This is a genomic window from Mesorhizobium sp. GW821-FHT07A06 (assembly GCF_059419085.1).
In genome coordinates this window covers 61,030-75,580 of record NZ_JBWKRC010000011.1, presented here as the reverse complement: position 1 = coordinate 75,580, position 14,551 = coordinate 61,030, and the positions used below count along the sequence as shown (strand labels likewise).

Below are 14,551 nucleotides of genomic sequence, written 5' to 3'. Positions count from 1 at the left end.
GGCTGGGCGGCATGAAACGGGATGTCGCGGGGATCATTCTGGCCGGCGGCCAGTCACGGCGCATGGGAGGCGGCGACAAGAGCCTGTTGCCGCTTGGTGCCGGCTGCGTGCTTGACCAGGTCCTGTCGCGCCTTGGCCCGCAGATTGAAACCCTGGCGCTCAGTGCCAATGGCGATCCGGCACGCTTCTCCCGTTTCGGACTGGCCGTGCTTGCCGACACCGTCGAAGGCTTTGCCGGCCCGCTTGCCGGAATCCTGACCGGCCTCGAATGGGCCGCTGCCAGCACACCTTGCAAGGCGGTCGTCACCGCTGCCGGCGACACACCCTTCCTGCCGCTTGATCTCGTCGATCGCCTGGCGTCAGCGGCCGACGAACATCCCGGCTCTATTGCCGTCGCGTCCTCGGCCGGCAGGCTCCACCCGACCTTCGCGCTATGGCCCACCGATTGTCGCGACGCCTTGCGGCATTTCCTGGTCGATGAGCATAGCCGGCGGGTACTGGCCTTCATCGAGCGCCACGGCCATGTCGAGGTGGAATTCCCGATCCTGCAATCCACAGGGCTCGATCCTTTCTTCAACATCAACATGCCCGACGATCTTGCCGAGGCCGGACGCCTGTTGCAGAGCATGACTTCATGAACATCTTCGGCATCACCGGCTGGAAAAACTCCGGCAAGACCACATTGACCGAAAAGCTGGTCGCCGAGCTTGTGCGGCGCGGCTGGAAGGTCTCGACGGTCAAACATGCCCATCATGACTTCGACATCGACAAGCCTGGCGCCGACAGCTTTCGCCACCGGCAGGCCGGCGCCACGGAGGTCGCGATCGTGTCCGGCAACCGTTGGGCGCTGATGCACGAATTGCGCGGCGAGGACGAGCCACCGCTGGAGGGCATCCTTTCGCGGCTCGCCCCATGCGACATCGTGCTGATCGAAGGCTACAAGCGCGAGTCCCACCGCAAGATCGAAACACGGCGGCTGGCGGCAAAGGACCGGACGCCGCTTTCGGCCGACGATCCCAATATTGTCGCCGTCGCCGCGGATTTCACCGTCACGGACAAGAGCCTGCCGGTATTCGACCTCGACGACGTAAAATCGATAGTCGACTTCATCGAGCGCACCACCGGCCTCGTTGCTTGAGATGTAACGTAACGGCAGAAGCCCGTTACCGATTTTGGTGGTTTTGCAGTTGCTTTTTTCTTGGAAAGAGTGGGAGTATCGCTTCAGCGGGCGGTCAAAAGCACCGCCCCACAGAGCCGTTACGGAACGACGGCCGGGACCTAAAGAGAGGACTATCATGCGTATTGCACTGCGTATCGCGCTCGCCGCATCGGCCGCGCTGCTGACGCTCGGCGTAGCCCAGGCCCAGGAAAAGACCCTGCGGATCGGCACCGAAGGCGCCTACCCCCCGTTCAACAATCTCACCTCCGACGGCAAGCTCGTCGGCTTCGACATCGACATCGCCCAGGCGCTTTGCGACCAGATGAAGGTCAAGTGCACCTTCGTCGCCCAGGATTGGGACGGCATCATCCCCGCGCTTCAGGCCGGCAAGTTCGACGCCATCGTCGCGTCGATGTCGATCACCCCGGAGCGCAAGGAAAAGGTCGACTTCACCCACAAATACTACAACACGCCTTCGGCTCTCGCCGTGCCGAAAGACAGCACGCTGAAGGGCGTGACCAAGGAAGATCTCGCCGGCAAGACCATCGGTGTCGCCACCACGACCACGCATTTCAACTATGCCTCGAAAACCTACACCGACAGCACCGTGAAGGGCTATCCGAGCAGCCCCGAGGAGCAGGCGGATCTTGCCAATGGCCGCCTCGACGCGATCGAGGACGATATCGTCGTGCTGCAGCAGTGGCTGGACTCGCCCGATGGCGCCTGTTGCAAGATTCTCGGCCAGCCCTCGCCGCAACCGGTCGAGATCTTCGGACCGGGCGCCGGCATTGCCGTGCGCAAGGGCGAGACCGACCTGGTCAACAAGCTCAATGAGGCCATCGACGCCATCCGCGCCAACGGAAAATACAAGGAAATCAACGACAAGTACTTCAAGTTCGACGTCTACGGCGCCGAGTCCTGATAGACTGGATCAAGACGGCGGGGAATTTCCCCGCCGTCTTTCTATTCGTCCTGGAAATGCCGTGGAGATAAGACCCGTCAATGCCAGCCCAAAGCATATGGACACTTCTCAGTTGGGGACCCGATGGCTGGAGTGACGATATTGCCTATGGCGCGGTAGTAACGGTTCTCTTGGCGCTGGCGACGCTTCCCATTGGTTTGACAATTGGGTTTTTCATTGCGCTGGGCAAGCAATCCGAAGAGCCTTCGCTGCGTCTCGCCGCCAACATCTACACCACGGTCTTTCGCGGCTTGCCGGAGCTGGTGACGCTTTTCCTGTTCTTCTTCGGCATGCCGATCCTGCTGCAGCATCTTGTCAGGTATTTCCGACCAGACGCCACCATCGACGTCAACAGCTTCGTCGCCGGCATGATCGTGCTTGCCCTGATCTTCTCATCCTATGCCAGCGAGGTTTTCCTGTCGGCCTTCCGCGCCATTCCGAAAGGCCAGTATGAGGGTGGCTATGCCATCGGTCTTTCCTACGGACTCACCATGCGCAAGGTGATCGTGCCGCAGCTGTTGCGGATCGCGTTTCCCGGACTGGAAAACTGCTGGCTCAGCCTGCTCAAGGACACGTCGCTCGTGTCCGTCGTTGGCCTCGCGGAGACGTTGCGCAATGCCTATACCGCCGCGCGCGTCACCAAGCACGCATTCCTTTTCTATGGTGTGGCGGCACTGGTTTTTCTTGCTCTGGCCGTAGTGTCGTCCTTTGCAAGCAGCGCGATTCTGCGCTCGCTTGGCCGACGCGAGGCGCAGCGATGAGCGCCACGGCCACCATGGTTGAACGGCCCCCGCCGCGGGCACGCGGCTGGCCGCGCAAGCGTGTCGCCGGCTATGCGCTGGTCTGCTTGTGGATTTTGTTCGGCGTCGGCATCGTCAGCTATCTCTTCTTTGCGTGGAATGCCGACTTCTTCGCCAAATATGCGCCAGCCTATTTGAGAGGCCTTGGCGTTACCCTGGCGCTGGTTTCCATATCGATGGTGCTGGGCGCGATGCTGTCGGTGCCTGTCGCCTATGGGCGCATGTCCAGGAACCGGATCCTGTCCGGCCTCGCCTATTGCTACGTCTATTTCTTCCGCGGCACGCCGCTGCTGGTCCAAACCTATCTTGTTTACTACGGATTGGGTTCGTTCCGCGTCGAACTCCAGTCGGTTGGCCTCTGGGATTTTTTCAAGGACGCCTTCAATTGCGGCGTGTTTGCCTTTGCGCTCAACACCGCCGCCTATCAGGCCGAGATTCTGCGCGGCGCAATCGAGAGCGTGCCCAGAGGGCAATGGGAAGGAGCAGCCTCGCTTGGCCTGCACAAACTGCAAACGCTGCGCAAGATCGTCTTGCCGCAGGCCTTGATTGTCGCCTTGCGACCCTATGGCAATGAACTGATCCTGATGGTCAAGGCGTCCGCCATCGTCGCCATCATCACGGTTTATGATCTGATGGGCAATGCAAAGCTCGCCTTCGCCAACAGCTTCGACATTCAAGCCTATATCTGGGTCGCCATCGTCTATCTGGTGATGGTCGAGATCTTGCGCCATGGCGTTGAATGGATCGAGCGTCGGATCACCATTCACCTGAAACGCTGAGCCGCTCTCGGCTTCGGCTGCACCAGTCGATCGGGTGCCGGGCGTCTTGACGAATTGAACGCAGTGTCTAGAACGGTTCATCGTTTCGCGATAACGGCGGACCGCTCTATCTCTTTGTTTTGACGCAATTCCTGTGGGAAACCGCTTCACATTTTTCCAGGAATTGCTCTAGAGCTTTCGCAGCAAATTCCATTTTCAGTCTGAAGGACAAGCTTATGGCATCCGTGGCATTTCTCGGTCTTGGCGTGATGGGTTATCCGATGGCCGGGCACCTCAGGAACAAGGGTGGCCACGACGTCACTGTCTACAACCGTACCAAGGCCAAGGCCGAGCAATGGGTTGGCCAGCATGGCGGCAGCCTTGCGGTTACGCCGGCGGAGGCAGCCAAGGACAAGGACTTTGTCTTTTCGTGCGTCGGCAATGACGACGATCTGCGCTCGGTTACGACAGGCCCGGATGGTGCCTTCAAATCGATGAAGAAAGGTTCGGTCTTCATCGACAACACCACGGCCTCGGCCGAGGTCGCGCGCGAATTGGCGCAGGCCGCGCAAGCCGGCGGCTTCTCGTTTCTCGACGCGCCGGTCTCCGGTGGCCAGGCCGGCGCCGAGAATGGCGTGCTGACCGTCATGGTGGGCGGCGACCAGGCCACGTTCGACAGGGCCAGGCCGGTCATCGACGCCTATGCCCGCATGGTCGGGCTGATGGGCTCGGCGGGCGCCGGCCAACTGACCAAGATGATCAACCAGATCTGTATCGCCGGGCTGGTGCAGGGCCTGTCGGAAGGCATCCATTTCGGCAAGAAGGCCGGGCTCGATATCGAGAAGGTGATCGAGGTGATTTCCAAGGGCGCGGCCGGATCCTGGCAGATGGAAAACCGGCACAAGACCATGAATGCGGGAAAATATGATTTCGGTTTTGCCGTCGACTGGATGCGCAAGGATCTCGGCATTTGCCTGGAGGAGGCCGATCGCAACGGCGCCAGGCTGCCGGTGACCGCGCTTGTCGACCAGTTCTACAAGGACGTGCAGGCCATGGGCGGCAAGCGCTGGGACACGTCCTCGCTGCTGGCGCGGCTGGAGAAGTAGGATTTGCGATGGCCGAGCTTTCGCCCCAGTCCAGTGCCGACGAAATCGTCGCGCATCTGTGCTTGATCGGCTCGGAGGAAAATCGCCTTGGCATGCTGCGCTACGGTATCAGGATCGAACGCGCGCTTGGAATTCCACATGGCGTCCAGCGGCAGATCGCTCGGAAGATCAAACGCAACCATGAGCGCGCTTTTGAGCTGTGGGAGTCAGGCATTATGGAGGCGCAATTCATCGCTTCCGTCACGGCCGACCCGAACCGGTTTTCTGCCGCGAACGCAAGGCAATGGGCGTCGAGTTTCGATTCCTGGGATATCGTCGACGGTGTCTCTGACCTCTTCGTCGACACCGACGCCTGGAAGGAACTGATCAGCGAGTTCGCGGCCGATGAAAGGGAATTCGTTCGACGCACGGCTTTTGCCATGATGGCCTGGTCTGTCGTCCACCGGAAAAAAGAGCCGGAGGCGACCTTTCTCACCTTCCTGCCGATCATCGAGGCGCATGCCACCGACGACCGCAATTTCGTGAAGAAAGCCGTGAACTGGGCGCTTCGTTCGATCGGCAAGCGATCGATGGCCATGCACGGCGCTGCCCTTGCTGTCGCCGAAAGGCTCGCGCGGTCGACCGACAAGACGGCACGCTGGAACGGTAGGAATGCCGTGAAGGAACTGACCGATGCCAAAACGCTCGCGCGGATCGCCGCCAGAAACGTTTGAACTCGCCAACATCCGCTTCACCGAGGTGACGCGGGCGACCCGTGGCAGCTTCGAGACTTTGTTCGAGCGGCCGGGCGCGCCAAAATACTGCTGGTGCATGGCCTGGCGGCGGTCCGGCCGCGAGTCCAGGGCGACGGGAAGAAGCGGCAGATGATGGCGCTCATCGATGCGAGCACCCCGGTCGGCATCGTCGCTGAGCTCGACGGCAAGACGATCGGCTGGTGCTCGGTCGCGCCACGCGGGACCTATCGCAAGCTTTCAAAGCAGCAGGATGACGGCGAGAGCGGCGTTTGGTCGATCGTCTGCTTCTATGTGCCGAGGGTCTTGCGCGGCGGTGGCCTTGCTTCGGCGTTGCTCGATGCCGCCATTGATCATGCCTTCGCCAAGGGCGCCCGTGTCATTGAGGCCTATCCAGTGGCCGAGGCGTCGCCGAGCTACCGTTTCATGGGTTTTCGCGACATGTTTGCGTCGCGTGGCTTCCGCGAGACCGGCATGGCCAGTTCTCGCCGACATGTCATGCGGCTCGAGCATTGACGTCATTGGGCACGGCGTCTTTACTCGCCCGCAAAGGAAGCGGCATGAGCATCCATTTCAAATCAATCCTGACGCTCGCGGCCGCGCTGTCTCTCTGCGCCGCCGGCGCCTCGGCCGAGACCATTCACATCTTCTGGAAGGATCTGCGCCCGGCGAGCCAGGCGGTTGCCGAAGACGCCGGCCTGCCGATGATCGCGGCAAAATTGCCCGACCATGGCGAGACGCTGTCGCTTGGCCTGCAGGACAAGACGATACAATTAGCCGGCTATGCATTGCCGGTCGATCGCGACGGTGACCTTGTCTATCAGTTCCTGCTGGTGCCGTGGACGGGCGCTTGCAGCCACATGCCGACGCCACCGCCCAACCAGATCGTGCTTGTCACGCCAGCCCACCCCTACACGATGTCGCAAGCCTACCAGGCGGTAGCCGTCACCGGCGCCCTGAGGCCGGACATGGAAAAAAGCCAGCTGTTCATTCTGGATGGCGTCAGCATCATCCAGTCCGGCTATAGCGTGCGCAAGGCGGAGGTTGTCGGCGTGGACACCGTGCCGGACGCCATTGCCCTACCGGTGACCTCGCCCTGGAGTTTCCTCAACAAGAAGAAGAACTAACGGGTTGGCGCTCACGCGGCATTGGCACCCGATTCCTTGTCCAGCACCATGTAGTCGAGCGGGATTTCGGTCGTGTACTTGATCTGCTCCATGGCGAAGGACGACGACACGTCACGGATCTCGATCTTGGCGATCAGCCGCTTGTAGAAGGCGTCGTAGGCGGCGATGTCGGGCACCACGACGCGCAAGAGATAATCGACGTCGCCGCTCATGCGGTAGAACTCGACCACCTCGGGAAATTCCTGGATGACCTCGGAAAACCGCCGCAGCCACTCATGGCTGTGTGAGTTGGTGCGGATCGAGACGAAGACGGTGACCCGCACATTGACCTTTTCATGGTCGAGAATGGCGACGCGCCGTTTGATGACGCCCTCCTCCTCGAGCTTCTGGATCCGGCGCCAGCACGGCGTGGTCGACAGGCCGACTTTCTTGGCGACATCGGCGACCGCGAGCGTCGCGTCCTCCTGCAGGAGGCGTAGAATTTTTCGGTCAAGGCGGTCCATCGGAGGCTCCTGAGGGAATAGTTTATCTATATTCCCTCTTATTCGAGGCTTTCACAAGAAAGAAATTCTGCCAATCGCCAATAAAGCGAGTGATTTCTTGCTGAATGCCTAGCCAATGCGATAGCGGATTTCCGACCGAAGGAAAGGCAGCAAATCCATTTCAAACCATGGATTCTGCTTCAGCCAGCCGGTGTTGCGCCATGACGGGTGCGGCAGCGGCAGCACTTTCGCACCGACCGAATTCTCCCAGATGGCACGCCAGTCCATCACCGTTTCCGTCAGCGAGGGTCGGCGCGCGGCGCCCATGTGCCAGGACTGCGCATAGATGCCGATCGTCAGCACGAGGTCTATTCGCGGCATCAGGGCCATCAAGGGCGTGCGCCATGCCGGTGCGCATTCGCGCCTTGGCGGCAAGTCGCCGCCCTTGGCATCCTGACCGGGAAAGCAGAAGCCCATCGGCACGATGGCGAATTTCTCGGTGTCGTAGAATTCGTCGCGGGTCACATCAAGCCAGTTGCGCAGGCGGTCGCCGGAGGCATCGGTGAACGGCATGCCTGACAGGTGCACCTTGGTTCCCGGCGCCTGGCTCGCGATCAGGATGCGCGCGCTGGACGACGGCCGCAGGACCGGCCTTGGCTCATGCGGCAGCGGTTTGCCGACGGGATTTTCGACGCAGATACGGCAGGCCCGGACCGTCGCGGCAAAGCTATCCAGTTCCACACTCAAGCGGCGGCACTCGTCCGGCTGGAGGTCGCCTGATGCCAGCGCAACACATTGGTGCATTCCTCCGGCACCTTGATGCGGGCCGGCTTCATGAAGTCGATCGCGATCAGGCCGGTTATATCGGCAATCGAATAGCTGTCGCCGGCGGCGAACTCGCGGCTCGCCAACTCGCGGTCGAGTATCTTCAGGAACTCGACCGCCTTCGGCTTGTTGGCCTCGCCCCATTCCGGGATCTGCGGGATTTCCCATTCCTTCATGGCTGGATGGATATGGCGAAAGGCCTGCGCGACGCTGCTCAGCAGATTGAGCTCCATCCGCCTCTGCCACATCTCGACCTGCGCCTTGCCGAGCGCGCCGCGTCCGAACAGGGCCGGCTCGGGCTGCAACTCCTCGAAATAGCGGCAGATTGCGACGGATTCCGTGATGATGGTGCCATCGTCAAGTTCCAGCACCGGCAGGCGTTGTAAAGGGTTGCGCGAACTCACCGTTTGGCTCTTGTGCTCCAGCGCGCCCATGTCGACAGACACGATTGGAACCGCGATCCCCTTCTCGGCAAGGAAAACGCGAACCCGCCGCGGGTTGGGCGCCCGGCCACCGTCGAACAGCTTCATTCGATCCTCCTTCCCTTCCGCCAGATGCGTTTCACCAGAAGCGAAAAATCTCCCGCACGGCATCACCGATCGACGCCAGCGTGCCGTGTTTTCGTTCCACGACTTCGCCGTGATGGCTGTCGCGCCAGTCCTGCGGCCGATCGAACGTGCCCGCCCAGATACCGACCTTTGCCGTGCGAGCAATCGCTTCCTCGCTTTCGAAATCGCCATAGGCAACCGCCCAGCCAGCCTCGACCTGGGCGCGGTTGAGATCCGTGTCACCCGCCTTGCAGTCGCCAAGCAGCCGCCCATAACGATCCCGCTGCCAGCCGCTGCAAGTGACCGGCCTGCCGGCGATTAGGCGCACCAGCGACTGGCGCGCGAGCGTGCCGCAGGCATAGTCGGCGCCGTTCCTGCGGCAGGTCTGGGTGTATTCAGGCGCGTCGATGCCGCGCATGCGGATGCGCTCGGCGCCGAGCGTGATCGAATCGCCGTCATTGATGACGGCCGCGCCTTTTGTCTGGCGCGTCTCGACCCGGTCGAGGCGCGCCGCCAGCAGGATCAGCAACCCCAGAATGATGATGGCCAGCCCGTAGTCCATGAGCTTGCGCCACAGGCTTCTCGGGCGCGGCGCCGCGTACCGCCTGCGCGATCTTGGCGACCAGGAACGGCTCATATGGCAAACGGTTGGTTAATCATTCGAACGTAGCTTAACACCTTGGAACCGCTGCACGCATAAATTGAAGTTTTTGATGCCCTTGCAACGCTCGAACACAGCGGACAAGTTCATTGTGGACCGCAGGAAACCTCATCGCAACAGCGATGTGGCGCGCGCGGTGCGCAAGACGCGCGACCGTCTTTCGCAGCAGGCGGGCAATCCCGATTTCGACCGTGAACTGCTGAATCTCCACGCCCGCGCCATGACAAGCGGTGCCGTGGCCATCCCGCTGCTGGTCCTGGCGATCGCCGCGGCCGGCCGGCTCGCCGGCGTCGGCAACGAGATCGGGCTCTGGGCGCTGTTCACGCTCACCTGCTATACCATCGTCGCCTTCATGGCCCGGCGCATTGAGCGCACGGAAGCTTCCGAGCTCAACCCCTTGCAAACGCGACGCGAATTCCTGGTCGGCCACTTCCTTTGCGGCCTCGGCTGGGCCTGGTTCGTCCTGCTCGGCTGCGCCGCCTGCGAGGTCGACCAGTTCCAGGTGGTCAAGGCGGTGGTGATGCTGCTTGCCATGGCCGGGACGGCTCTCATGGCCTCGTCGCTCAGCGGAGCACTGCTGGCGACCTTTGCCGTGCCTGTCGCGCTCTATGCCTATGTCGGCACCAAATTGTGGATGCCGGTAGAGGTGATCATGACCGGGCTGCTTGTCGTGTCACTGCCTTTCTTCGCCTATGTCGCCCGTCAACTCAACCGCTCCTCCCTGATGCTGTTATCGTTCCGCTCCGAAAAAGATGCACTGATCGCCGAACTCGAGACGGCCAAATCGATGTCGGACGAGGCGCGGCGGCGGGCCGAGGATGCCAATCTGGCGAAGTCGCGCTTCCTTGCCTCGATGAGCCATGAATTGCGCACGCCGCTCAACGCCATTCTCGGCTTTTCCGAGGTGATGGCGAACGAAGTGCTGGGGCCGATGAGCAACCCCACCTATCGCGACTACGCCCATGACGTGCACGATTCCGGCCAGCATCTGCTCGACCTGATCAACGAGATCCTCGACCTGTCGCGCATCGAGGCCGGCCGCTACCAACTCAACGAAGAGCCGGTGATGTTGCTGAACATCGTCGAGGATTGCTGCCATATGATGGAGTTGAGGGCGCGCAACAAGGACATCCGCGTCATCCAGGATTTCGAACAGACATTGCCGCGTCTGTTCGCCGATGAGCGCGCCGTGCGCCAGATCGCGCTCAACCTCTTGTCCAACGCCATAAAATTCACCGCCACCGGCGGCGAAATCCGCGTCCGCGTCGGCTGGACGGCTGGCGGCGGGCAATACATTTCGATCAAGGACAATGGCCCCGGCATTCCCGAGGACGAGATTCCGATCGTGCTTTCAGCCTTCGGCCAGGGCTCGATCGCCATCAAGAGCGCCGAGCAAGGCACCGGGCTTGGCCTGCCGATCGTGCAAGGGCTGCTTGCCATGCATGGCGGCGAATTCGAGCTCCATTCCAAGCTGCGCGAAGGCACCGAGGCGATTGCCATCTTCCCGCTGAGCCGGGTGATGGAAGAGCTGCCGGCACTGCCGACCGCGGCAGTGGCGGCGCGACGGCGATAGATACACCCTGCCGACCTGTGAGGCGCCCGGCCGGAAGAGGAACGCAGACCGCAATGACCGCAGATTGGGATGCCCGAGGCGTTGAAATCAGATCGGAGCGACTTTGCCTGAAATTGTTTACGGCTGACGATGCGAACGAGGTCTTTGGCGCCATCACGCCCGCAATCACCCGCTTCATGCAATGGGAACCACCTCGATCACCGGCGGCCTTCGCGGAGGTATGGAGATCCTGGCTGAAGCCGATCCGTAGTGGGTCGGATTTGCATTTCGTCGCGCGTTCGTTGGCGGACGATCGCTGCCTGGGGCTTGTCGGCCTTCACGCGGCGAAGACGGCCTGTCCCGAGATCGGAATTTGGATAAGGGAGGACGTTCATGGAAACGGCATCGGCCGGGAAGCTGTTGCTGCCGTGGCGGCATGGGCGTCCGAGGAACTCAATCCGGATTGCTTCGAGTACCCTGTCGCCGAAGAGAATGTGGCAAGCAGAAGAATCGCAGAAGGCCTTGGCGGCCGGGTAGTAGGGACCCGCTCCAATTCGAAATATGCCTCGCTCGTCTATCGTATCCCCAATCTCAGGCGTTGACTCGCCGACGACCGAAAGAGCTTAGCCCCGAACAGCTGCCGCCATGCCCGAACTGGTCAGCGCCGCCGCCTTGACGAGGCCTGCGCCAAGCGCTGCTCCTGCCCCCTCGCCGTGGCTTATGCCGAGGTCAAGCAGCGGGCGCAAACCAAGGAGCTCGGCGGCTCTTGCATGCGCGGGCTCGGGCGACAGGCTGGCAAGAAGACAATGCTCTAGCGCTGCGGGGTTCGCGGCATAAAGCACCGCCGCGGCGGCCGTTGCCGCAAATCCGTCGATCAGCACGGGAATCTTCTGCATCCGCGCGGCGAGGATGGCGCCGGCTATCGCCGCGAACTCGCGGCCGCCGACCCGGCGCAACACCTCCAGCGGGTCCTCTAGATGGTCGCTGTGAAACGCCAGCGCCGCATCGACCACCTCCGCCTTGCGCGCCTGCATGGCCGCGTCCGCGCCGGATCCCGGGCCGACCCAATCGACACCCCTGCCCCCGAACAGTGCCGCAAACAACGCCGCGGCGACAGTGGAATTGCCGACGCCAAGATCGCCGAGGCAAAGCAGGTCGGTGCCGCCGGCGATCGCTTCCATGCCGAAGGCCATGGTCGCCGCGCAACCGCGCTCATCAAGCGCGGCATCATCGGTGATGTCGCCTGTGGGGATGTGCAAGGCAAGATCGAACACCTTCAGTCCGAGATCGTTGGCGATGCAGATCTGGTTGATCGCCGCACCACCGGCCGCGCAGAGCTCGACCGCATTGGCTGTCGCCGCCACCGGGCGTGGCGAAATGCCATGTCTGACCACGCCATGATTGCCGGCAAAGACGGCCATCAGCGGCCTTGTCACGGCGGGCGGAGCCCTACCGCTCCAGGCAGCAAGCCACGCGGCGATCTCCTCGATGCGGCCGAGCGAATGCGCTGGCTTGTCCGCCTTGGCGAACAGCGCGTGCACGCGCGCTTGCGCCTTGAGGTCGGCTGCTGGCAAATTGTCGAGCAGGTTGCGAAAATCGTCAAAAGGTAGCGCGCTGGTCATGTCGTGAGCAATCATTCATTCCTAGAGTTGGTGAGCGGCATAGCCGCGTTGGGTGATCGGCACAACCTCCCCCAAACATCCGCCTTGATTGCCGCAAAGATGGCCTGAGAAGACGCGATCGCGAGGGCTTGCATTGGCTTTGCCGTTGCACCATGTGGAGATGGAAGAGCGGAATCCGAACGGGTCGCTCGTGAGAAAGTCATGACGGCCATCGAATCTCCCTGCATCCTTGTCTGTTCGATCGACATGAAAACCGGCTTCTGCTTCGGTTGCGGCCGCACGCGCGAGGAAATCGGCGCCTGGATGGGGATGACGCCCGAAACGCGCCGCAATGTGATGGCCGAACTGCCGGCCCGGCTGGAAACGGTCGAGCGCCGGCCGCGCCGGGAAACGCGCCGCACCCGCATGGCGCGCGAACGCGACGCACTTTAGCGAGGCACGGATGAGCAGCCGGCTGTTCTGGATTATGATGGCGGTGATCGGCGTGGGCGCGGTCCTGCTCATGCTCAACGATTCCACTGGCAGCACGCTTGGCGTGGAAAATTACGATTTCGGCCGGCTGATCTGGCTTGGCGCCTTCGGCGCGCTGATCGGCGCCGGCCTGCTGCGGTCAGGTCGCCCGCTGGGCGCGATGGCCCGCAACCTTGGCGCCTGGGCGGCAATCGTGCTCGCCCTGATCACCGGCTACCAGTATCGCTACGAACTGCAGGACGTCGCCAGCCGGGTGACGGCGGGCCTCGTTCCCGGCAGTCCGCTGGCGCTTGGCATCGAAGACGGCCACGCCACCGTGACCCTCGACAAGGCCGACAATGGCCATTTCGAAGCGCGCATCCTGGTCAACGGCAATCCGGTGCGCGCCGTTGTCGACACCGGCGCGACCAGCACGGTGCTGACATCGGAAGACGCGCAAGCCGCCGGCTTCAACCCGGCGGCGCTCAACTACACGATACCGGTTTCGACAGCCAACGGCATGGCGCGCGCCGCGGCGGTCAAAACCGACGCGGTGGCGATCGGCGGCATCGTGCGCAAGGACATGTCGGTGATGGTCGCGGCCCCCGGCATGCTGAGCCAAAGCCTGCTCGGCATGAACTTCATCGGCTCGCTGTCAGGCTTCGACGTGCGCGGCGACCGGATGATCCTCAGGGACTGAGGTTAACCCAACCCGTCAGGCGGCTTCGGCGGCTGCCCCACCAAAACCGACTGCCGCGAAAGCCGTCTTCAGCACGTCAGGCCCGGCGCCGGGCCGGTTTGCGTCGGTCGACAGGATCTGGCGGTAGCGGCGCGCGCCGGGCAGGCCGTGGAACAGCCCGACCATATGCCGGGTGACATGACCGAGCCGCCCGCCCTGTTCGATGTGGCGCGCGGCATAACCGGCCATCGCGTCGATAAGCGCTGCGAAGTCGAACGCCTCGGGCTTTGTGCCGTAGAAGCCGGCGTCGACGCCGGCCAGAATGCCTGGCGTGTGGTAGGCGGCGCGTCCAAGCATGGCGCCGTCAACCTGATCGAGATGCGCCCGCGCCTCTTCAAGCGACTGAATGCCGCCATTAATGCCTATGAACTTGCTCGGTTTTCCAGCCTTCAGCCGATAAACCCTGTCAAAGTCGAGCGGCGGAATGTCGCGGTTTTCCTTGGGGCTCAGCCCTTCCAGCCATGCCTTGCGCGCATGCACCCACAAGGCGTCGGCGCCGGCATCGAAAACCGCGTCGGCCAGCGTATCGAGCGCTGGCTCGGGATCCTGTTCGTCGACGCCGATGCGGCATTTGACGGTGACGGGAATCGTCACCGCCGCTTTCATCGCCGCGACACACTCGGCGACAAGGTTGGGCACCTTCATCAGGCAGGCACCGAACGTCCCCGACTGGACGCGGTCGGATGGGCAGCCGACATTGAGATTGATTTCGTCATAGCCGAAGGCCTCGCCAATGCGCGCCGCCTCGGCAAGTTTCGCCGGATCGGAGCCGCCGAGCTGCAAAGCGACCGGATGTTCCACCGCATCGAAGCCAAGCAACCGATCGCGCGCGCCATGGATGACCGCGTCCGCCACCACCATTTCGGTGTAAAGCAGCGCACGCTTCGTTAGCTGGCGGTGGAAGAACCGGCAATGCCGGTCTGTCCAGTCCATCATAGGCGCAACGGAAATCCTATGGGCTTGATTTATCACGCTTTTTCTCGTATTTTCAGGGCCTTAAAACGTGCACACGTTCGCCGTTTGTACGACA

The 14,551-nt window shown here is 62.2% G+C and carries 19 protein-coding genes; 13 read left to right on the top strand and 6 right to left on the bottom strand.

Annotated elements, in window-relative coordinates:
- Positions 1-11: 11 nt before the first annotated feature.
- The 9 genes from mobA (at position 12) to AC07SZ_RS27450 (ending at position 6,642) form a co-directional block, all read left to right on the top strand.
- A complete protein-coding gene (gene mobA / locus AC07SZ_RS27490; RefSeq protein ID WP_056577201.1) occupies positions 12-638 on the top strand; it encodes a molybdenum cofactor guanylyltransferase MobA in 627 nt (208 codons plus the stop codon).
- Complete coding sequence (gene mobB, locus AC07SZ_RS27485; RefSeq protein ID WP_065005081.1) at positions 635-1,138, top strand: molybdopterin-guanine dinucleotide biosynthesis protein B; 504 nt, start codon at positions 635-637, stop codon at positions 1,136-1,138. The genes mobA and mobB overlap by 4 nt, the downstream gene beginning before the upstream one ends.
- Positions 1,139-1,295: 157 nt before the next feature.
- Complete coding sequence (locus AC07SZ_RS27480; protein WP_056577195.1) at positions 1,296-2,081, top strand: ABC transporter substrate-binding protein; 786 nt, start codon at positions 1,296-1,298, stop codon at positions 2,079-2,081.
- An 80-nt stretch (positions 2,082-2,161) separates the two neighbouring features.
- Complete coding sequence (locus AC07SZ_RS27475; protein WP_056577192.1) at positions 2,162-2,881, top strand: ABC transporter permease; 720 nt, start codon at positions 2,162-2,164, stop codon at positions 2,879-2,881.
- Complete coding sequence (locus tag AC07SZ_RS27470) at positions 2,878-3,699, top strand: ABC transporter permease (RefSeq protein WP_056577189.1); 822 nt, start codon at positions 2,878-2,880, stop codon at positions 3,697-3,699. Before AC07SZ_RS27475 ends, AC07SZ_RS27470 begins: the two co-directional genes overlap by 4 nt.
- A 215-nt stretch (positions 3,700-3,914) precedes the next feature.
- Positions 3,915-4,784: an NAD(P)-dependent oxidoreductase gene (locus AC07SZ_RS27465; RefSeq protein WP_056577186.1), complete on the top strand. Its 870-nt coding sequence runs from the start codon at positions 3,915-3,917 to the stop codon at positions 4,782-4,784.
- A gap of 8 nt (positions 4,785-4,792) precedes the next feature.
- On the top strand, positions 4,793-5,497 hold the full coding sequence (locus AC07SZ_RS27460) for a DNA alkylation repair protein (protein WP_494916717.1): 705 nt from the start codon (positions 4,793-4,795) through the stop codon (positions 5,495-5,497).
- A 150-nt stretch (positions 5,498-5,647) separates the two neighbouring features.
- Positions 5,648-6,031: a GNAT family N-acetyltransferase gene (locus AC07SZ_RS27455; RefSeq protein WP_494916715.1), complete on the top strand. Its 384-nt coding sequence runs from the start codon at positions 5,648-5,650 to the stop codon at positions 6,029-6,031.
- Positions 6,032-6,075: 44 nt separating this feature from the next.
- A complete protein-coding gene (locus tag AC07SZ_RS27450) occupies positions 6,076-6,642 on the top strand; it encodes a DUF3299 domain-containing protein (protein WP_056577176.1) in 567 nt (188 codons plus the stop codon).
- 11 nt (positions 6,643-6,653) lie between these two features.
- Here the strand turns inward: AC07SZ_RS27450 and AC07SZ_RS27445 are convergent, their stop codons facing one another.
- From AC07SZ_RS27445 to AC07SZ_RS27430, 4 genes are all read right to left on the bottom strand, one after another.
- Positions 6,654-7,145 (bottom strand): Lrp/AsnC family transcriptional regulator, encoded by a 492-nt coding sequence (locus tag AC07SZ_RS27445; RefSeq protein WP_006205209.1) that lies wholly within the window; start codon positions 7,143-7,145, stop codon positions 6,654-6,656.
- A gap of 108 nt (positions 7,146-7,253) precedes the next feature.
- Entirely contained in the window at positions 7,254-7,928 is a 675-nt protein-coding gene (locus tag AC07SZ_RS27440) for a uracil-DNA glycosylase family protein (protein ID WP_056577173.1), read from the bottom strand.
- Positions 7,868-8,479 carry a glutathione S-transferase gene (locus AC07SZ_RS27435; RefSeq protein ID WP_494916714.1) on the bottom strand — a complete coding sequence of 204 codons (612 nt, stop codon included), beginning with the start codon at positions 8,477-8,479 and terminating at the stop codon, positions 7,868-7,870. The genes AC07SZ_RS27440 and AC07SZ_RS27435 overlap by 61 nt, the downstream gene beginning before the upstream one ends.
- Positions 8,480-8,510: 31 nt before the next feature.
- Complete coding sequence (locus AC07SZ_RS27430) at positions 8,511-9,134, bottom strand: thermonuclease family protein (protein ID WP_056577167.1); 624 nt, start codon at positions 9,132-9,134, stop codon at positions 8,511-8,513.
- Positions 9,135-9,210: 76 nt separating this feature from the next.
- On the opposite strand from AC07SZ_RS27430, the gene AC07SZ_RS27425 reads away from it, so the two are divergent.
- Together AC07SZ_RS27425 and AC07SZ_RS27420 are read left to right on the top strand one after the other, a co-directional pair.
- The gene (locus AC07SZ_RS27425) at positions 9,211-10,731 is read left to right on the top strand and encodes a sensor histidine kinase (RefSeq protein WP_056577164.1); all 1,521 of its coding nucleotides are present in this window, start codon (positions 9,211-9,213) and stop codon (positions 10,729-10,731) included.
- A gap of 53 nt (positions 10,732-10,784) precedes the next feature.
- A complete protein-coding gene (locus tag AC07SZ_RS27420; RefSeq protein ID WP_494916712.1) occupies positions 10,785-11,312 on the top strand; it encodes a GNAT family N-acetyltransferase in 528 nt (175 codons plus the stop codon).
- Positions 11,313-11,333: 21 nt separating this feature from the next.
- Here AC07SZ_RS27420 and AC07SZ_RS27415 read toward each other — a convergent pair whose 3' ends face one another.
- Positions 11,334-12,332, bottom strand: coding sequence for a nicotinate-nucleotide--dimethylbenzimidazole phosphoribosyltransferase (locus AC07SZ_RS27415; RefSeq protein ID WP_056577161.1), 999 nt, complete (start codon positions 12,330-12,332; stop codon positions 11,334-11,336).
- Between the two features lie 201 nt (positions 12,333-12,533).
- Between AC07SZ_RS27415 and AC07SZ_RS27410 the strand changes: the two genes are divergently transcribed.
- Both AC07SZ_RS27410 and AC07SZ_RS27405 read left to right on the top strand, forming a co-directional pair.
- A complete protein-coding gene (locus AC07SZ_RS27410; RefSeq protein WP_010909481.1) occupies positions 12,534-12,764 on the top strand; it encodes a DUF1289 domain-containing protein in 231 nt (76 codons plus the stop codon).
- A gap of 10 nt (positions 12,765-12,774) precedes the next feature.
- Positions 12,775-13,482, top strand: coding sequence for a TIGR02281 family clan AA aspartic protease (locus AC07SZ_RS27405; RefSeq protein WP_494916711.1), 708 nt, complete (start codon positions 12,775-12,777; stop codon positions 13,480-13,482).
- A gap of 15 nt (positions 13,483-13,497) precedes the next feature.
- Here AC07SZ_RS27405 and dusA read toward each other — a convergent pair whose 3' ends face one another.
- Positions 13,498-14,493, bottom strand: a complete 996-nt coding sequence (gene dusA, locus AC07SZ_RS27400) for a tRNA dihydrouridine(20/20a) synthase DusA (protein WP_494916710.1) — start codon at positions 14,491-14,493, stop codon at positions 13,498-13,500.
- Between the last annotated feature and the right edge of the window lie 58 nt (positions 14,494-14,551).